At 74.1% G+C, this 16,246-nt stretch carries 20 protein-coding genes; 9 read left to right on the forward strand and 11 right to left on the reverse strand.

Features of this window, described 5'->3' with window-relative positions; translation table 11 throughout:
* Window positions 1-34 precede the first annotated feature (34 nt).
* Entirely contained in the window at window positions 35-337 is a 303-nt protein-coding gene (locus EV684_RS03850) for a hypothetical protein (RefSeq protein WP_132644891.1), read from the forward strand.
* Here the strand turns inward: EV684_RS03850 and EV684_RS03855 are convergent.
* Entirely contained in the window at window positions 334-1,425 is a 1,092-nt protein-coding gene (locus tag EV684_RS03855; protein WP_132644892.1) for an AI-2E family transporter, read from the reverse strand. The two genes, EV684_RS03850 and EV684_RS03855, sit on opposite strands and share 4 nt — an antisense overlap.
* 42 nt (window positions 1,426-1,467) lie before the next feature.
* A complete protein-coding gene (locus tag EV684_RS03860; protein ID WP_132644893.1) occupies window positions 1,468-1,791 on the reverse strand; it encodes a BON domain-containing protein in 324 nt (107 codons plus the stop codon).
* A 104-nt stretch (window positions 1,792-1,895) separates the two neighbouring features.
* Here EV684_RS03860 and EV684_RS03865 point away from each other — a divergent pair, with 104 nt between their 5' ends.
* Entirely contained in the window at window positions 1,896-2,363 is a 468-nt protein-coding gene (locus tag EV684_RS03865) for a hemerythrin domain-containing protein (protein WP_132644894.1), read from the forward strand.
* Window positions 2,364-2,404: 41 nt separating this feature from the next.
* On the opposite strand, the gene EV684_RS03870 is transcribed toward EV684_RS03865, so the two are convergent.
* Window positions 2,405-2,986 (reverse strand): hemerythrin domain-containing protein, encoded by a 582-nt coding sequence (locus tag EV684_RS03870; protein WP_132644895.1) that lies wholly within the window; start codon window positions 2,984-2,986, stop codon window positions 2,405-2,407.
* A 328-nt stretch (window positions 2,987-3,314) separates the two neighbouring features.
* On the opposite strand from EV684_RS03870, the gene rpoN reads away from it, so the two are divergent.
* Window positions 3,315-4,748 carry an RNA polymerase factor sigma-54 gene (rpoN, locus tag EV684_RS03875; protein ID WP_132644896.1) on the forward strand — a complete coding sequence of 478 codons (1,434 nt, stop codon included), beginning with the start codon at window positions 3,315-3,317 and terminating at the stop codon, window positions 4,746-4,748.
* A 77-nt stretch (window positions 4,749-4,825) separates the two neighbouring features.
* Here the strand turns inward: rpoN and EV684_RS03880 are convergent, their stop codons facing one another.
* Window positions 4,826-5,746 (reverse strand): hypothetical protein, encoded by a 921-nt coding sequence (locus EV684_RS03880; RefSeq protein ID WP_132644897.1) that lies wholly within the window; start codon window positions 5,744-5,746, stop codon window positions 4,826-4,828.
* Window positions 5,747-5,884: 138 nt separating this feature from the next.
* On the opposite strand from EV684_RS03880, the gene EV684_RS03885 reads away from it, so the two are divergent.
* Entirely contained in the window at window positions 5,885-6,406 is a 522-nt protein-coding gene (locus tag EV684_RS03885; RefSeq protein ID WP_132644898.1) for a hypothetical protein, read from the forward strand.
* Here the strand turns inward: EV684_RS03885 and EV684_RS03890 are convergent.
* The 4 genes from EV684_RS03890 to EV684_RS03900 all read right to left on the reverse strand — a co-directional run bounded on the left by EV684_RS03890 (window position 6,397) and on the right by EV684_RS03900 (window position 9,483).
* The gene (locus EV684_RS03890) at window positions 6,397-7,719 is read right to left on the reverse strand and encodes a PQQ-dependent sugar dehydrogenase (RefSeq protein WP_132644899.1); all 1,323 of its coding nucleotides are present in this window, start codon (window positions 7,717-7,719) and stop codon (window positions 6,397-6,399) included. The genes EV684_RS03885 and EV684_RS03890 overlap by 10 nt on opposite strands.
* Window positions 7,716-8,153, reverse strand: coding sequence for a CBS domain-containing protein (locus EV684_RS03895; protein ID WP_132644900.1), 438 nt, complete (start codon window positions 8,151-8,153; stop codon window positions 7,716-7,718). The genes EV684_RS03890 and EV684_RS03895 overlap by 4 nt, the downstream gene beginning before the upstream one ends.
* A 29-nt stretch (window positions 8,154-8,182) precedes the next feature.
* Entirely contained in the window at window positions 8,183-8,350 is a 168-nt protein-coding gene (locus tag EV684_RS23920) for a hypothetical protein (protein WP_165908391.1), read from the reverse strand.
* Window positions 8,351-8,433: 83 nt separating this feature from the next.
* Entirely contained in the window at window positions 8,434-9,483 is a 1,050-nt protein-coding gene (locus EV684_RS03900; RefSeq protein ID WP_132644901.1) for an AI-2E family transporter, read from the reverse strand.
* A gap of 60 nt (window positions 9,484-9,543) precedes the next feature.
* Between EV684_RS03900 and EV684_RS03905 the strand changes: the two genes are divergently transcribed.
* The gene (locus EV684_RS03905; RefSeq protein WP_132644902.1) at window positions 9,544-10,062 is read left to right on the forward strand and encodes a hemerythrin domain-containing protein; all 519 of its coding nucleotides are present in this window, start codon (window positions 9,544-9,546) and stop codon (window positions 10,060-10,062) included.
* Between the two features lie 135 nt (window positions 10,063-10,197).
* Here EV684_RS03905 and EV684_RS03910 read toward each other — a convergent pair whose 3' ends face one another.
* Entirely contained in the window at window positions 10,198-10,491 is a 294-nt protein-coding gene (locus tag EV684_RS03910) for a hypothetical protein (protein WP_132644903.1), read from the reverse strand.
* A 58-nt stretch (window positions 10,492-10,549) separates the two neighbouring features.
* Between EV684_RS03910 and EV684_RS03915 the strand changes: the two genes are divergently transcribed.
* The 4 genes from EV684_RS03915 (at window position 10,550) to EV684_RS03930 (ending at window position 14,259) form a co-directional block, all read left to right on the forward strand.
* Window positions 10,550-12,568 (forward strand): AsmA family protein, encoded by a 2,019-nt coding sequence (locus EV684_RS03915; protein ID WP_132644904.1) that lies wholly within the window; start codon window positions 10,550-10,552, stop codon window positions 12,566-12,568.
* Window positions 12,569-12,681: 113 nt separating this feature from the next.
* A complete protein-coding gene (locus EV684_RS03920; RefSeq protein ID WP_132644905.1) occupies window positions 12,682-13,113 on the forward strand; it encodes a BON domain-containing protein in 432 nt (143 codons plus the stop codon).
* Window positions 13,110-13,553, forward strand: coding sequence for a hypothetical protein (locus EV684_RS03925; RefSeq protein WP_132644906.1), 444 nt, complete (start codon window positions 13,110-13,112; stop codon window positions 13,551-13,553). Before EV684_RS03920 ends, EV684_RS03925 begins: the two co-directional genes overlap by 4 nt.
* 166 nt (window positions 13,554-13,719) lie before the next feature.
* Window positions 13,720-14,259, forward strand: coding sequence for a PEP-CTERM sorting domain-containing protein (locus EV684_RS03930; protein ID WP_132644907.1), 540 nt, complete (start codon window positions 13,720-13,722; stop codon window positions 14,257-14,259).
* Here the strand turns inward: EV684_RS03930 and EV684_RS03935 are convergent.
* Complete coding sequence (locus tag EV684_RS03935) at window positions 14,222-15,064, reverse strand: alpha/beta hydrolase family protein (RefSeq protein ID WP_132644908.1); 843 nt, start codon at window positions 15,062-15,064, stop codon at window positions 14,222-14,224. The genes EV684_RS03930 and EV684_RS03935 overlap by 38 nt on opposite strands.
* Entirely contained in the window at window positions 15,051-16,208 is a 1,158-nt protein-coding gene (locus EV684_RS03940) for a DUF3182 family protein (RefSeq protein ID WP_165908392.1), read from the reverse strand. Before EV684_RS03940 ends, EV684_RS03935 begins: the two co-directional genes overlap by 14 nt.
* Between the last annotated feature and the right edge of the window lie 38 nt (window positions 16,209-16,246).

Genomic DNA, 16,246 nt, shown 5'->3' on the forward strand with positions numbered 1-16,246 from the left:
TTGCCTGGGCACGGGCCTGACCCGGAGAACCGCGATGCGAATCCGCCGCCTGCTGCCTTCGCCCCTGATCTTCCTGCTGCTGGCACTGAACCCGGCGCGAGCACAGACCACCGACACCGACCCGAACGCCGTGCCGACACTGCCGCCGCCGGCCCCGCCGGTGTCCGGCGCGCCGGCCGCGCGCCTCCTGCCACCGCCGTTGCCGCTGCCGCAGCGGCCGCCGTCGGCCTCGCAACCCGCCGGCCCGGGCATGGCACCGGGGTTGCGCGAGCCTGCGGTGGAGCCGCCCGAGCGGCCCCCGGCCGTCCAGGACAGCACCCGTCCGCTGCCGCCCTAACGCCGGGGCAAGCGCAGACGTCGTCCGGGCGCCTGCGCCTGACGCCCGTCGAGCAGGGTGCCCAGCCAGCGCAGCCGCGGCATGCGCTGGCTGACCGCCCGCAGCCCGATCAGCACCGGCACCGCCACCAGGGCCCCGGCGATGCCCCACAACCAGCCCCAGAGCATCACCGACAGGAACACCGAGACGGGGCTCAGCACCAGGCGCCGGCCGACGAACCAAGGCGCGATGAAGTTCGCTTCCACCGCGTGCACGGCGAGGAACAGCGCCGGCGGCAGCAGCGGCATCCAGCCGTCGGGGAAGGCGAGCAGGCCGGCCAGCGCGAGCAGACCGACGATCGCCACCGGGCCGAGATAGGGGATGAAGTTCAGCACGCCGCCGACCACGCCCCACATCAGCGGGTTCGGCAGCTCGGCCAGGTGCAGCCCCAGCCCGAGCACCAGCACGACGCCGGCGTTGATCAGCGCCAGCGACGACAGGAAGCGCCCGATGTCGCGCTGCGCGGCCAGCGTCCCGGCGAGAACCAGGGCACGCTGGCGCGGCCGCGGCAGCGCCCGCACCGCACGCGGCAGCAGCCAGTGTTCGCTGGCGAGCAGGAAGTACAGCAGGATCACGGTGGCGGCGGCCGACAGCACGAAGGACAGCCCGTGCCCGAGCAACTGCCCCGTCAGCACCACGCCTTCGCTGGCCAGGCGCTCGGCCAGCGGGCCCGAGGCGCTACCGGGCGGGCCACCGGCGTCAAGGCCGGGAATCGCGGCGCGCAGGCGCTGCAGGCGCTGGGCCAGCTCGGCCACGATCTCGGGCGCACGCTGCCACCATTCGGCGGCCGGACCGGCCAGCACCGCCGCCAGCGGCACCGTGCTGCCCAGCAGCGCCGCGACCACCAGCCCGGCGCCGACGAACTCGGGCACGCCGTGCCGGCGCAGCGCCCGCACCGCGGGCACCAGCACGACGGCCAGCACGAGCGCGAACAGGATCGGCGCCAGCAGCGGCTGCGCCAGCTTGACGAAACCAAGCGTCGCCAGAACGAAAAGCCCCCGCAGCGCGAGCGCCTGCGGGGGCCGGGTGGGGTGAGCGCCGCTGCGCACGGCGCCGTCAGCGCGACGTGGCCGCGGCGGGCACCAGCACGCTCACTGGCTGGCCGGGCGCACCGTGATGTTGTTGCGCACGTTCTTCACGTCGGGCACGCCGCCGGCGATCTGGCCCGCATGGTCCTTCTCGGACTGCGTGGTCGCGAAGCCCGACAGCTGCACCGTGCCGTTGAGCGTCTCGACGTTGATGCGCATCGCGCTGACCGTCGGGTCCTCGGCCATGCGCTTCTTGACGCGCGTCGTGATCGTCGTGTCGTCGACGTACTGGCCAACGCTGCTCTGGCCGTCGGTCACGGCGCAGCCGGTGGTCGCCAGCGCGCCAAGGCCCAGCATCGCAGCCAGCAGCAGGGAAGAGGTCTTCATCGTCGTGTTCTCCTTGCGAGTCGAGGTGCGACGCCAGTGGCAAACGACGTGCCCGCGGCGGGCGCCCCGTTTGCCCGTCGCGACCTTGCCGACCGAGGAGACCAATGGACCGAGCCCGAAACGCCGCCGCGCCCGCGCGCACCCACGATGCACTCGAGATGCTGCGCGAGGACCATCGGCGCCTGCAGCAGCTGTGCGAGGAATACGCGAGCCTGGTCACCGGCGACGCCAGCGCGGCCGATCGCAGCGGGCTGCTGGCACGCATCGGCGGACGGCTGCGCATCCACGCCCGCATCGAGGACGAGATCTTCTATCCGGCACTGCCCGCCGGCGAGACGCTGGCCCAGGCGCGTGCCGAGCACCAGCGCCTGGACGCGCAGTTGCGTGCGCTGGCCGAATCCTCCGGCGACGACGGTGGCGTCGCCGCACTGTCCGAGGCCCTGCGCCGCCACGCCACATTCGAGGAACAGCAGCTGTTCCCGCTGGCCGAAGGGCTGGACCTCGCCGAGCTCGGCCGGCGGCTGCGGGCGCGCAGGGTGGAACTGACCGGCGACTACGACCAGCCGTCCTGAGCCGCCAGCCCGGCCGCGCGGGCGGCCGGGCCGGCAAGGGATCAGATCTTGCGCGAACTCGCCAGGCCGTCGTCAGAGACGCCGTTGGCGGCCAGGGTGCTGCCGCTGCGCTGGCCATCCCCGGACGCGGCGACCAGCGCGCCGTCGCTTTCATCGGCGGTCAGCTGCTGGCGCCGGGCGCTCATCGCCTCGGCCAGCTGCTCCCAGTCCAGGCGCACTTCTTCCAACGCCGGGAAGAGTTCACCTTCCTCCTCCTTCACGTGGTGCAGCACGTACTCGCACAGCACGGTGAAGCGGGCGGCGTACTTGTCTTCGTCGGGGCCGAGCGTGCGCAGCTGATCCATCAGCTGGTGCGCCGACTCGTGCTCGACCTCGGCCTCGTCGATCAGGTCGGCCTGCTTGAGCGCCTCGCGCGCGGCGGGGTAGAGCAGTTCCTCCTCGAGCGCGGCGTGCACCTGCAGCTCGAGCAGCACCTGCTCGACGATGGCCCGGCAGGCCTCGGGATCGGCCGAGCCGAGTTTCTCGAAGTCCTTGTAGGCCTTCTTGACCCGCTTGTGGTCGTTCTTCAGGTCGGTGAGGACCTGTTCCCGGGCGGACTGGGCGGCGCGTGATGTACGGGGCATGGGTTCTCCTTGAACGTCAGCCGGGGTTGGCAAACGCTGTGCCGGCTCCGCCGCGCGCCGGCCCGCGCCAGCGTGCCCGCTGGCACGCTTTGCCGCAAAAGTGTTGCCGCCGGTCACGCCACGGCCGCCCAGGCCCCCGAGGTCAGCGCGCGCGGTTGCGTACGGTTACCCCGTTCTTCCTGGGAATACGGGGTGTCGCCATCGCTTTGTATCGGTTTGCGACGCGGTCCGCGTTTCGGCACGGGGGTTGCGGTGGAGCCCTCCGCGCCCGCGTCGGCACGGCGAAGCCGGCGGCCGGAGGCGCCCAACCACGAGGAGGCCGATACCCATGGGATCGATGGACCTGAGAGCCGAGAGCCGACAGACGCAGACGCTTTCGCCGCGCCTGCAGCACGCCGTGCGTCTGCTGCAGATGTCGTCGCTGGACTTCGCCGCGATGGTGCGGGACAAGATGGGGCAGAACCCCTTCCTCGAACCCGAGGAAGGCGAGGACGGCGAAGCCGCAACCGACTCCGGCGAGGCCGACACGGCCGCCGAGGGCGCGCCGTCCGAGGCCGAAGCCGCCGACGTCACCAGCATCGACCCCGGCGACGACCGCGAGATCTGGCAAGGCGAGGGCCCCGGCGGCACACGACGCGCCGAGGACGGCGAGATCTCGGCGCTGGACATGATGGCGGTCGAGACGACGCTGAACATGCACCTGCACGAACAGCTCAACGTGCTGCCGCTGGAGCCGCGAGATCGGGCGCTGGCGCAGGCGATCGTCGAGTCGCTGGACGACGACGGCTACCTGCGCACGCCGCTGGACGAGGTGGCCGAGGTGCTGAACCTGGAGCCGCCGCCGTCGCCCACCGAACTCAGCATCGCGCTCAAGCGCGTGCAGTCGCTGGACCCGGCCGGTGTCGCCGCGCGCAGCGTCGCCGAGTGCCTGCAGCTGCAGCTGTCGAAGATCGACTGCGCCGCCTCCCGCGCGCTGGCCGAACGCATCGTCTCGCGTCACCTGCACACGCTGGCGGCCAAGGACGTCAACGGCCTGGCGCACCAGCTCGGCGAGACGCCGGCGCGCATCGAGGAGGTCTGCGACCGCATCCGCCGCCTGGACCCGCGGCCGGGCTGGCGCTTCGGCTCCTCGCAGGTGGCCTACGTCGTGCCCGACGTGCTGGTCAAGCGCGTGCGCGGGCAGTGGTCGGTGCAGCTGAACCCGGCCGTCGTGCCGCGCGTGCGCTTCAACCACGTCTACGCCGAGCTCTTCCAGCGCCACCGCAGCACGCACAACGGCGAGATGGCCGGCCACCTGCAGGACGCACGCTGGACCCTGCGCAACGTGGAGCAGCGTTTCTCCACCATCCTCGACGTGGCCCAGGCCATCGTGCGCCGGCAGCGCCACTTCCTCGAATACGGCCCGATGGCGATGAAGCCGCTGGTGCTGCGCGAGATCGCCGACGAGGTCGGCATCCACGAGTCGACGGTCTCGCGCGTGACGAACAACAAGTACATGGCCACGCCGATCGGCGTCTTCGAGCTGAAGTACTTCTTCTCGCGCGCGATGATCAGCGCCAACGGCAGCGCCTGCTCGGCCACCGCGATCCGCGGGCTGATCAAGGACATCATCGAGGCCGAACGCCCCGAGCGCCCGCTGTCGGACGCCGAGATCACGCGCCAGCTCGCGCAGCAGGGCCTGGTGGTCGCCCGGCGCACCGTCACCAAGTACCGGCAGATGCTGCGCATCGAGTCGGTGGAGCGGCGCCGGCGGCACTCCTGAAGCACGACGGGGCGCCGCGCGGCGCCCCGTCGTCGACTGCGGGCGGCCTGCGCGACGGCCGGCAGCCGATGCGGCCCTTACGGGGTCTTGCCGCCCGCCGCCGGCCTGGTGCCGCCTTCGCCGTCGGTGGAGGACGTGCCGGTACCGCTCAGGCCGGTGCCGCCCGAGATGCCGGAGCTGCCCGAGACGCCGGAGCTGCCGCCAGCCGAGGCGCCCGCCGGACTCGCCGAACCCGATTCCGAACCGCCGCGGCTGCGGTTGCTGCGCCACTGCGAGAACTCGTCGGAGAACTTCTTGTAGCGGTCCTGGCGCCAGTGGCGGTAGTCCTCGTCGAGGGTGCGCATCTGCTCGCTGCGCCACTGGTGGTAGTCGGGGTCGAAGGCATTGTCGTGGCCCGGCTGCCAGCCGCCCTGGCCGGAGTCGCCGCCCTGGCCGCGACCCCAGGCGCCGCTGCCCCCGCTGCTGCTGCCCGAGCGGCCCCAGTCCTCGTGGCGCTGGGTGGAGCCCCAGTCGCCACGCGTGCCGCCGGCACCGTAGCCCGCGCTGCCGAAGCCTCCCTGCGCGCTGCCCATGCCCGCCGAGGACGAAGCTTGACGCTCGCCCTGGCCGTAGCCGCCGTCGCCGCCCTGACTTCCCTGGCCGTAACCCTGGCTGCCTTCGTAGCGGCTGCCGCCCGATCCCATGCCGGCCTGGCTGCCGTAGAGACCGCCCTGGCCGCCGTACGGGCCCTGGCCCTGGCCGTAGGAGCCGCCGCCCATCTGCCCGCCGCCGCGCGGGCTGAACTGGTCCTGCTGGCCGTGGCGGGCGCCTTCGTCGTAGCCACCGCCCATCTGGCCGCGCATGTCGGTGTCGGGACGCCAGTCGCCGTAGTTGCTGCCCGCGCCGCTGCGCGAGCCGCCGCTGCCGGCCTGCTGCTCGGAGCGGCCCGACTGCTCCCACTGGCGCCGCTCGTCCTGCGAGCCGCCTTGCTGCCGATAGCGATCGTCGTGCTGTGTCATCTCTCCGTCCTTTCGTGGTTCCGGTCGGCCGATGGCGGCCGCCTGGGGACGGTTCGGCAAGTGCCGTTCCGCGCCTCACGGCCCGTCGGGCACGGAACGGGCCTTGCCGCCAGCAGCCACCCACCCAAGGAGATCGACATGGCACAGGAACGCGTCCTCACCGGACTCTTTCGCGACCGCGACGCCGCCGAACGGGCCTACCAGGGTGTCATCGACCGCGGCTACGGCCGCGACGACGTCAACCTCGTGATGTCCGACGAGACGCGCGAGCGCCACTTCGGCAGCGCCGGCGAGCCACGCACCGAACTCGGCACCAAGGCGGCCGAAGGCGCGGGCATCGGCGCGGGCATCGGCGGCGCGGTCGGCGCCGTGGCCGCGGCCGTCGCGGCGGTCGGCACCTCGTTGGCGCTGCCCGGGCTGGGCCTGGTCATCGCCGGGCCGCTGGCCGCGGCGCTGGCCGGCGCAGGAGCGGGCGGCGCCGCGGGCGGCCTGCTCGGCGCGCTGATCGGCTGGGGCCTGCCCGAGGAACGCGTCAAGCAGTACGAGAGCGGCCTGCGCGACGGCGGCATCCTGATGGGCGTGCGCCCGCGCAGCGCCGAAGATGCCGACTGGTTCGAGCAGAACTGGCGCGCGGCGAACGCCGAAGGCCTCTACCGCTGAGGCGCGGCGCTCGGCGCGATGCGCCAGACGGTGTTGCCGACGTCGTCGGCCACCAGCAGCGCACCGCGTCCGTCCACGGCCACGCCCACCGGGCGCCCCCGCGCCCGGCCTTCGCTGTCGAGGAAGCCGGTGAGCACGTCCACCGGCTGGCCGCTCGGGCGCCCGCCGACGAAGGGCACGAAGACCACCTTGTAGCCCGACGGCGGGCGCCGGTTCCAGGAGCCGTGCAGGCCGACGAACATGCCGTCGGTGGCCCCGCCCAGCGGCGTCGTCACCGTCGAGCCGCGTGCCGCCGCCAGCCCGAGCGCGGCGACGTGCGCCCCGAGCGCGTAGTCGGGCCGGATGGTTTCAGGCAGCGTCGCAGGCTGCTCGACGCGCGTCTCCACCCGCGTGCCCCACCAGCGATAGGGCCAGCCGTAGAAGCCGCCTTCGCGCACCGAGCTCAGGTAGTCGGGCACCAGGTCGCTGCCGAGTTCGTCGCGTTCGTTGACCACGGTCCAGAGCACGCCGCTCGCCGGCTCCCAGGCCATGCCGTTGGGGTTGCGCAGCCCGCTCGCGTACAGCCGCATCGCGCCGCTGGCGACGTCGATGGCCCAGATCGCGGCACGCCCGCGCTCCTCGTCCATGCCGTTCTCGGCGACGTTGCTGTTGGAGCCCGCCGTCGCGTACAGCGTGCGGCCGTCGGCGCTCGCGATCAGGCTCTTGGTCCAGTGGTGGTTTCGCGGGCCGGCCGGCAGCTCGGCCAGCCGGCGGCCGGCGGCGCCGATGCGGATGTCGCCGTCGCGGTAGGGGAACTCCATCACCGCGTCGGTGTTGGCGACGAAGAAGCGGTCGCCGACCAGGGCCATGCCGAAGGGCGAATGCAGGTTCTGGAGGAAGGGCACGCGCAACTCGGCGCGCCCGTCGCCGTCGGCGTCGCGCAGCAGCGTGATGCGATCGGCACTCGGCGTGGCGGCGCCCGCGCGTTTCATCGCCTGTTTCATGAACCAGCCCTTGATGCCACCTCGGCCCTGGCGTTCGGGGGCGTTGGTCTCGGCGACGAGCACGTCGCCGTTGGGCAGCACGTGCAGCCAGCGCGGATGCTCCAGCCCGCTGGCGAAGGCCGCGACGTCCAGCCCGGGCGCCGGGACCGGGCGTTCGCCCTCGGGCCAGCCCACCGCCTCGGCGACCTTGACGGTCGGCAGCAGCGTGCGCACCGGCTCCACCAGGGTCGGGTCGGGGCCGACGTCGGCGCCGGCCTGCAGGCGCGAGGTCTCCGAACAGCCGAGCAGCGCGGCGGCCAGTGCCAGCGCGGCGAGCGCGCCCGCCCTCATGCCGCAGCGCGGTCGGGCGCCGCCGGCGTGGAGATCTGGCGCAGCGTCTCGTCCACGCCGCCAGGGTGGCGTGCGGCGAAGTCGCCCAGCGAGACGATGCCCACCAGCCGGCCGGCGTCGTCGACCACCGGCAGGCGCCGGATCTGCACCGCCGACATCTGGCGCAGGACCTCGGCCGGCGACTGGCGCTGCGAGCAGCAGCGCACGCCTTCGCTCATCACCGCGGCGACCTCGGTCGAACCCGGGTCCAGGCCGGCCGCGGTCGCGCGCACGGTGATGTCGCGGTCGGTGACGATGCCGCGCACCAGCCAGTCCTCGCACACCGGCAGGCAGCCGACGTTCAGTTCGTCCATCAGCTGGGCGGCGCGCTGCACCGTCTCGCGCGGGCGTACCGCGACGGGGTCGCGGGTCATCAAGTCGGCGATCGTCTTCATTCGTCGGGCCTTCCGTGGGGTGAACGCCTTCAGACGGCAAGGCCCGTACCCGCACGACCGGCGTGCACCAGCAGCCTGGGCAGCTCGCCGTCCAGATCCTCGATCACGAGGCCGGCGTCGCCGCCGAACGCCGGCATCGCGACGAGCAGCAACGCCACGCCGGCACGACGCCAGCACTGATAGCGGTCGGTGGCCATCTTCCGTCCTCCGGCGCCTCGATCGGGCGTCCCGGCACGTCCAGGACAAGTCGCGTGCCCGGCCCCTAGTCCGGCTAGTCCGGCTAGTCCGGCGGCTCGAGCCGGCGCACGTAGAGCTCGTTGACCAGCGTCATCGTCAGCACCATCAGCGGCATCGCCAGCAGCACACCCGGCAGCCCGAACAGCACGCCGAAGACCAGCACCGAGCACATGCCCAGCACCGGCGGCAGCCGCACCGCCCAGCGCTGCACCAGCGGCTGCACGACGTAGCCCTCGGCCTGCTGCACCGCCAGGCAGACCAGGAGCGCCTGCAGTGCCAGGCCTTCGCCCTCAGCCAGCGCGACACCGACGATCAGCACGCCCGAAACGATGGGCCCGAAGTACGGCACGAACTCCAGCAAGCCGGCGATCAGGCTCAGCGACAGCACCAGCGGCGCGCCGATCAGCGCCAGGCCGATGCCGGTGAGCAGGCCCACGACGAGCATCGACACCGCCTGGCCCAGCAGCCAGCGCGACAGGTTGCGGCCGGCCGCGTCGAGCGTGCGTTCGGCCTGCGGGCGCCGCGCCGGCGGCACCAGCGTGACCAGGCCGCGGCGGTAGGTGCCCGGGTCGGCGGCGAGGTAGATGCCGACGACCAGCAGCAGCACGAACGCGCCGATGGCGCCGGTGGCGGCGTTCAGCGTGCCGGTGGCGAGCCCGGCAAGCCGGCCCCAGTCGTCCAGCGGGCGTGCGCTGTCCCACAGGGACTGCAGCCAGCGCCCGCTGGTGTAGTCCCCCAGCCAGCGCTGGAACGCGGCCCAGGCGCGCGGCAGCGTGTCGCGCAGCGCCTGGAGCTGCTCGGCCGCCCCGGCACCGACCAGCCAGAACGCCCCCGCCAGCACCGCGGCCAGCGCCAGCAGCACCAGCGGCAGCGACAGCCGTGCCGACAGCCCGCGCGCCTCGAGCGGCCCGGCCAGCGCGCGCAGCACGAGGGCAAACAGGAGCGCCGCGAAAACCAGCATCAGCACGTCGACCAGCACCCAGGCCAGCGCAGCGCCGCCAAGCAGCAGCAGCCAGGGGCCGAGCCGGCCACCGCCGCCTCCACCGGCACGCTGGGAGGTTGGGGGCGAGGGCTGCGGGTCGGCTTCTTTCATCGGCCGGCCACCGGGCACGCGGCGTGCCCGGCCCGGCGATCACCCTAGCCGGAGCCCGCCGTGGAACCCCCCCGTCCCGAACCCGACGACGCCGTCGTGATGCTCGTTGCCCAGCATCGCCGCCTGGAGGAACTGCTGCGCCGCCTGGTCGGCGCCGACGCCGCCGACACGCGGCGCGAGGCGCTGCACGAGGTGGGCGACGAACTCGCGCTGCACGTGATCGTGGAGGAGCGCGTGTTCTACCCGGCGGTTGCCGCCGCGAGCACCGAAAGCGTGCTGCTCGAGTCCCTCGAGGAGCACCTGTCGCTCAAGCGCCTGCTCGACGACCTTCTGGCCCTGGACCCGCAGGACCCGACCTTCGGCCCCAAGGCCCACGTGCTGCAGGAGCAGTGCGAGCACCACCACGAGGAAGAGGAGGAGCACCTGTTCCCGAAGGTCGTGCTGCTGCTGCCGCAGGCACACCGGCTGGATCTGGGGCGCGAGATGCTGCGCGAGCAGGGCCGCCTGCGCCGCGAAGGCGCACCGCGTGAAGCGCTGCGTCGCCAGACCGACGCCGCCGAGCCGCTGCGCTCGGATTGAAGGAGACGGCGTTCCCCAGGGCCGGGAGCGCCAGGCGCGAACGCCCGCACGCACACATCCGGCCGGGCCTGCTCGGGCGCGGTCGAGCCGAGGGCGACGCAGCGCAGCAGCGCAGCAGCGCGCTGCGTCCTGCGCTCAAGGCTTGGAGCGCCCGGCAGCCGGCCCGACGGCGCGTTCGCGCGCGGCGGCATCCAGCCCGGGGGTTGCGCGCAGGTCGGTGTCGACCTGACCTGCCGCGAGGTCGCGACGCGCCTGCTCCATGACCGGCCGCGGCGGCTCGCCGGCGTCGCCCACCGACTCGTCGCGTTCGTGCGGCAGCGGCAGTGCCTGGCCGTCTTCGCCGGCCGCCTGGCCGGGTGCGATCGGCGGCGTGCCGACCTCGGCGGGCGCCTTGGGTTTCGCTCGATCCGGGTGTTGCGGGGTCTTCATCAGGGCGTTCCGGCAACGTGCGTACCCGCCCGGAACGCTCGTTGCCGGAGCGCCGGCCATGAGTCCCCCCGGCGCGACCCGAGGCCAGCCCGCTGCCCGCAGCCGACGCCGCGCCGCGCGTGTCGCCGCAGTCGCGGCCGGCCTGCTGCTGGCCCTGCTGCTCTGCGAGGCGCTGGGCTGGCCCTTCCTGCGCGGGCCGGTCGAACGCGCCGCGGCGCGGGCCACCGCCAGCGTGGTGAGCATCGAGGCGCCGTTTCGCGTGCGCTTCGTCTTCAGCCCGCAGCTGCAGGCAGGGCGCATCGTCGTCGCAGCCGCGCACGGGATGGCGCTGCCGCACCTTGTCGATGCGCACGCGCTGCGGGCCGACTGGCGCTGGGGTGACATCCGCCGCTGGCGCGACGGCGCACCGCTGCGGCTGGAGGCGCTGCGCGCGCGGACCCTGGACGCCCGGCTGCAACGCCTGGCCGACGGCCGCGCCAGCTGGCAGCTCGGCCAGCGCCGCGCACCGCCGGCGGGCGAGGCCGCGCTGCCTCGTTTCGGCCTGCTGACTCTGGACGAAGGCCACATCGAGATCGACGACCACGCGCTGGCGCTGCGGGCCACGGTCGACCTGAGCGGCAGCGAAGGCGAGGGCGGCCGGGGCATCGAGGCGCGCGCCCGCGGGCAGTACCGCGGTCACGACCTCGACCTGCGCGCGCACGCCACCGCGGCACTGCCGCTGCTCGACGAGTCCGAGCAGGCGCCGGCGCTGCCGGTGCGGCTCGAAGGCAAGGTCGGGCAGGTCGTGCTGGCCTTCGACGGCCGCGCCGCGGCACTGCTGACCGGCCGCCGTCTGGACGGCACGCTGCGGATGCAGGGCCCGTCGCTGGCGGCGGTCGGCGCCCCGCTGGGGCTGGCGCTGCCGGCCACGCCGGCGTTCGAACTGGTGGGCCGGCTGGCACACGACGCCGGCGTCTGGCATCTGGTGGCCGAAAGCGCGACCGTGGGCAGCAGCCGGCTCACCGGCGACTTCCGCTACGACGGCACGCGCGAGCCCGGCCGGCTCGACGGGCGGCTGGGCGGAGAGCGCCTGGCGCTGGCCGACCTGGGACCGGCGGTCGGCGCCCCCGGCACGGCGGCGGCACCGCCGCCGCCCGGTGCGCCGCCGCCGCGCGTGCTGCCGCAGCGGGAGTTCGACCTGCCGCAGCTGCGCGGCATGGACGCCGAGGTCCAGGTCGCCATCGCTGAACTCGACTTCGGCACGGAGGCCCTGGCCCCGGTGCGCCAGCTGCGCGCACGGGTGCGCCTGGACGACGCGGTGCTGCGGCTGGAGGCGCTGTCAGGCGTGGTCGGCGGTGGCCGGGTCGACGGCTGGAGCGCGCTGGATGCACGCCAGACACCGGCCCGCTGGTCGGTGGACCTGAACTTCGACCGGGTCGCCATCGACCAGTGGATCCGGGCGCTGCGCCGCGGCGGCGCCGGCGACGACCCGCGCCGCGCGCTGCTGACCGGCGTGCTCGAGGGCCGGCTGGTCCTGGCCGGGCGCGGCCGATCGACGGCGCAGATCCTCGGCAGCGCCGACGGCGACGGCCGCCTGCTGCTGCGCCGCGGCACGGTGTCGCACCTGCTGACCGAGGCCGCGGGCATCGATCTGGCGCAGGCGCTGGGCGTGCTCGTGCGGGGTGATGAAGCGCTGCCGCTGCGCTGCGCGCGGCTGGAGTTCGGCGTCGAGGACGGGCTCGTCGTGCCGCGTGTCGCGGTGATCGACAACCGCGACAGCACGGTGTTCGTCGATGGCCGCGCCAGCCTGGCCGACGAGACGCTGGCGCTGCGCGCCCAGGTACGGCCGAAGGACTTCTCGGTGCTGTCGCTGCGAACGCCGGTGCTGATCGGCGGCCATTTCTCGCGCCCGCAAGTGGGCTTGCAGGCCAGCCGGCTGGTCGGGCGTGCGGCCGCGGCGATCGCGCTGGGCGTGCTGGCGGCGCCGTTGGCCGCGCTGCTGCCCTTCGTCGACCCGGGCAGCGGCGATGGCCCCGACCCGTGCACGGCAGCGCCGCGGAGCGCGGCGGCGGCGGCGGCGTCGGCGCCGCGGCGCTGAGGCTTCGTCCTACGCCCGCAGTCCGCGTCGCCCGACCCGCCGGCCGCAGGCCGGCGCGTACGGTGCTGACCAGGGCGCCACCATCCCGGCGGCGCGCATTGCGAGGAAGCCCGATGAAACCCGTCGCCGCCTACGTCCTGGTCGTCTCGACCGGGGCCGTCGCCGCGATCACCGCGTGCAGCCCGAGGCCGTTCGTGGATGCACGTGCGGCCGAACCCGTCGACCCGCTGCCGGTCGTGCGTGTCGAACCGGAGCCCAGGCCCAGCGTGGCGCCGCCGCCGCGCGTGCGCACGCCGGAGCTGTTCGTCGACAAGGTGTTCGACGCCGGCATCGGCGCTGCCGTCAGCGCCGAGTTCGGACGCGACCCGGCGCTGGCGACCGCAGCGGTGGAGATCGACAGCGTCGGCGGCCGGGTGGCCCTGCGCGGCACCGTGCCCGACCCCGACGCACGCTCGCGTGCGTCGGTGATCGCCGCCGGCGTCGACGGCGTGCGGGCGGTGGAAAACGTGCTCGAGGTGGCCCTCGCCGAAGGAGCAACACGATGAAAACGCAGAAGTCGACCTGGGTGCTGGGCAGCGCCTGCCTGGCACTGGCCTGCGGCACGGCCCTGGCGCAGGAACCCCCGGCCGAGCCGGCCCGCGTGCCCGCCGGCGTGCAGCTGAAGCCGCTGGCCCCGCCGCAGGCGACCGGCCGCGCCGAGGTGCGCGCGGCCTTCGACGCCGCACGCGAAGCGGGCACGCTGAGCCCGGACGGCGACATCGGCGACAGCCCCGCGGTGCTGGCCGCACGCGAGCGCGCCAACGCGGCCCAGGCGCAGGAACTGGCCGCGCACGCCGAGCGCGACACCGCGCTGCAGGCGGCCACCGCAGCCGCAGTCGAGATGTCCGGCGCCGAGGTGATCGCCGACGCCGACGTCTACGAGATGACCGGCGAGGACGGCCGGCTCGTCGGCTTCCTCTTCGTCGTCGAGGAAGCCGGCGACTGACCGGTCGCGGCGGCCCGCCGGCTCGACGACAGACCGGCGCATCCCGGCCCCCCGGCGCTGACGTTTGTTTACCGTTTGCCGCCGGCCGCCCCGGGGCTGCGGGGTGGTGGCGCGGCGCGCTTCGGTACACCGTTGCCCTTGACGCATTTCAAGCGCTGGAGGGCGAATGAAACGATTCACGGCGATCGGCCTGGTGGCGGCGGCCTGCGCGGCGGCGCCAGCGCACGCGACCATCCAGGTCGTCGACTTCGACCGCCTGGTCGCATCGGCGGAGCTGGACACGCCGTTCTCGTACGGCGACCGTCTCGTGCTGGACAGTTTTGCCGCGGGCCAGCGCGGCTGGCTGGACCAGAGCGTGACCTTCACGCTGGACACGGCGCTGCTGGCCGCCGGCCAGGCGAGCTGGTCCGTCGTGCCGCGCGGTTCGCGGCTGTACCGCGTGGACATCGACGTGCTCGATGCCGACGGCCAGGTCGTGTTGTCGGACTCCTTCGCCGGGCGTGCGGCCGGGGTGGCGAACTCGGTGCTTGCCGGCGCGCTGGGCCCGGGCACCTACACGCTGCACGCCACCGGCTGGGGCGGGCGTGATGCCTCGCTGGACCTGACGATGGCGTTCGCCGTGCCCGAGCCGGCCAGCGCCGCGATGCTCGCGGCCGGCCTGGCGCTGATCACGCTGGTGGCCGCACGCCGGCGGCGGCCTCGCTGACGGCCTTCTTCGTCGGCAGTGGCCGTTCGGGCGCGCCGCCCTCCACCGCGGCCGGCTGCACCGCCCCGCGACGGGCCCCGAGCAGCATCTCCTTGAACCAGCCCAGCAGCAGCTGGGTGTAGGCGCGCTGGTCCGCCTCGGCGGACAGGCCGTGGTCGGCACCGGCCATCGTGCGCAGCGTCATCGACTTCACCTCGCGCGCCGCCGCCTGGTAGCTGGTGATGACGGCACGCGGAATGATCCGGTCGTCCTCCGACTCGACGAGCAGCACGTCGCCGTCGAACTGCTGCAGCGCGCGCAGCGCGCGGTTGTCGCGCGGGGGCACGACGTTGCGGCGGTAGCTCTTCAGGTCCTGGTCACGGTGCAGCTGCAGCTTCGGCGCATCCCAGCCGGCGTCCAGGTACAGCGCCGGGGCGCGCAGCGCCAGCCAGCGCACCGGGCGCAGCGTGGTCAGGATCGTGGCGAGGTAGGCCCCGTAGCTGCTGCCGACGACGCAGACGGCCTCCGGGTCCACGTCCTCGTGCGCGACGAGACGGTCGTAGGCGGCGAGCAGGTCACGCAAATTGGTCTCGCGCGAGACCTTGGCCTGTTGCGCCTGGGTGCCGGCGTGGCCGCGCAGGTCGAAGGCCAGGCAGACGCAGCCCAGCGCGGCGATCTCGCGCGCCCGCGCGAGGTACTGCGAGCGGCTGCCGCCCCAGCCGTGCGCGAACAGCACGCCGGGGATCAGCGTCCCCGGCGCGACGAAGGTGCCGGCGATGCTCTCGCCGTCGACGGTGATGGCAATCGTTTCTTCAGTTGTCGACATGGGTCTGGGCGAAGGCGTACTTGGTCAGCCGACCGAGTTCGGCGTCGACGCCGTCATACAGCACCAGCGCCCCGGACGGCACCTCGGCGCCACCATGCACCTCGTGCGTGGAGGCGTGCACCAGGCGCAGCGCCGGGTCGGCCTGGAAGGCCTGCAGCGCGGCGAGCTCGGCGCCGCTGGCGCCGCCGATGCGCCACGACTGCTCCAGCACGCCCGAACGCCAGCGCCCCGCGTCGTCCAGGCCCTGGGCGACGTCGTAGTTGGCGCGCGAGGCGAAGAAGCCGGGGAAACAGGCCTCGGCGGCACGGTGGTAGGCCAGCGCCTGCTCGATGCCCAGACGCACCGCCGACGGCAGTTCGCGGCGCAGCAGCGTGTCGAAGCCGCCGCGCACGACGACGAGGTCCGAGCCGCCGTAGACCTCCTGGCCGTCGCGGTTGCGCGTCAGGCGCTGGGTGCCGTAGTAGCTCGCCTGCCAGGCACCGACGCAGACCTGGCCGACCGACATCGTGGTCACGTCGTGCAGGTTGATCTCGACGACCAGGCCGTGGCGCGCGACGGCCTGCGGGTCCATCGAGGCCAGCACACGGTCCAGCTCGCCGGCATCGTGCAGCGCCCACTGGCCCAGGCCCCCCACGCCGCCCGGGTCCTTCAGCCGCACGCCGCCCCGGCGCAGCAGGCGCAGCGCGGCGCGGCGTGCATCGGCGACGGAGAAACACGAACGCCCGGGCAGCACCGCCTGCTGCACCGCACGCCCGAAGGCGCTCGACCAGCCCAGCGGCACCGTCGCGTGCGGCGCGGCGCAATGGGTGATCGTCTTCGTCGCGACGAAGGCCTGCGGCACGACACCGCCGAACACCTGCGTCGGCCCGTGCACGCCCAGGCGGCGGGCCTCGGCCAGCGTCAGCGTCTCGCGCGGCACCAGGTACACCGGGGCCTCGCCGCGGTCCAGCTCGCGCAGTTCGCCGACGTAGTCCCAGCCGAGCAGGGCGGCCAGGCCGGCGGCCACGCGGGCCTTGGTCTGGTGGTCGTGGCCCGGCGCCGAACCGTCGGCGCGCGGGTCGCGGGCATCGTGGAAGGCGACGACGGGCTGCGGGCGGACCCAGGTCGGACGCCGGACGGTCGTGGCGGTGAGCAGGGCGGTCATGGCAGGCTCCTTGAGGCTGCAGCCAGTGTCGCGAGCGG

This window comes from Rubrivivax gelatinosus (genome assembly GCF_004340905.1).
GTDB classification, from domain to species: domain Bacteria; phylum Pseudomonadota; class Gammaproteobacteria; order Burkholderiales; family Burkholderiaceae_C; genus Rubrivivax; species Rubrivivax gelatinosus.

Bases quoted from the DNA above. Each gene is read 5' to 3' on its own strand.
- EV684_RS03900 (WP_132644901.1), bottom strand. From the start codon at position 9,483: ATGAAAGAAGCCGACCCGCAGCCCTCGCCCCCAACCTCCCAGCGTGCC.
- EV684_RS03870 (WP_132644895.1), bottom strand. From the start codon at position 2,986: ATGCCCCGTACATCACGCGCCGCCCAGTCCGCCCGGGAACAGGTCCTC.
- EV684_RS03930 (WP_132644907.1), top strand. From the start codon at position 13,720: ATGAAACGATTCACGGCGATCGGCCTGGTGGCGGCGGCCTGCGCGGCG.
- EV684_RS03940 (WP_165908392.1), bottom strand. From the start codon at position 16,208: ATGACCGCCCTGCTCACCGCCACGACCGTCCGGCGTCCGACCTGGGTC.
- EV684_RS03895 (WP_132644900.1), bottom strand. From the start codon at position 8,153: ATGAAGACGATCGCCGACTTGATGACCCGCGACCCCGTCGCGGTACGC.
- EV684_RS23920 (WP_165908391.1), bottom strand. From the start codon at position 8,350: ATGGCCACCGACCGCTATCAGTGCTGGCGTCGTGCCGGCGTGGCGTTG.
- EV684_RS03935 (WP_132644908.1), bottom strand. From the start codon at position 15,064: ATGTCGACAACTGAAGAAACGATTGCCATCACCGTCGACGGCGAGAGC.
- EV684_RS03910 (WP_132644903.1), bottom strand. From the start codon at position 10,491: ATGAAGACCCCGCAACACCCGGATCGAGCGAAACCCAAGGCGCCCGCC.
- EV684_RS03920 (WP_132644905.1), top strand. From the start codon at position 12,682: ATGAAACCCGTCGCCGCCTACGTCCTGGTCGTCTCGACCGGGGCCGTC.
- EV684_RS03850 (WP_132644891.1), top strand. From the start codon at position 35: ATGCGAATCCGCCGCCTGCTGCCTTCGCCCCTGATCTTCCTGCTGCTG.
- EV684_RS03865 (WP_132644894.1), top strand. From the start codon at position 1,896: ATGGACCGAGCCCGAAACGCCGCCGCGCCCGCGCGCACCCACGATGCA.
- EV684_RS03915 (WP_132644904.1), top strand. From the start codon at position 10,550: ATGAGTCCCCCCGGCGCGACCCGAGGCCAGCCCGCTGCCCGCAGCCGA.
- EV684_RS03890 (WP_132644899.1), bottom strand. From the start codon at position 7,719: ATGAGGGCGGGCGCGCTCGCCGCGCTGGCACTGGCCGCCGCGCTGCTC.
- rpoN (WP_132644896.1), top strand. From the start codon at position 3,315: ATGGGATCGATGGACCTGAGAGCCGAGAGCCGACAGACGCAGACGCTT.
- EV684_RS03925 (WP_132644906.1), top strand. From the start codon at position 13,110: ATGAAAACGCAGAAGTCGACCTGGGTGCTGGGCAGCGCCTGCCTGGCA.
- EV684_RS03860 (WP_132644893.1), bottom strand. From the start codon at position 1,791: ATGAAGACCTCTTCCCTGCTGCTGGCTGCGATGCTGGGCCTTGGCGCG.
- EV684_RS03880 (WP_132644897.1), bottom strand. From the start codon at position 5,746: ATGACACAGCACGACGATCGCTATCGGCAGCAAGGCGGCTCGCAGGAC.
- EV684_RS03885 (WP_132644898.1), top strand. From the start codon at position 5,885: ATGGCACAGGAACGCGTCCTCACCGGACTCTTTCGCGACCGCGACGCC.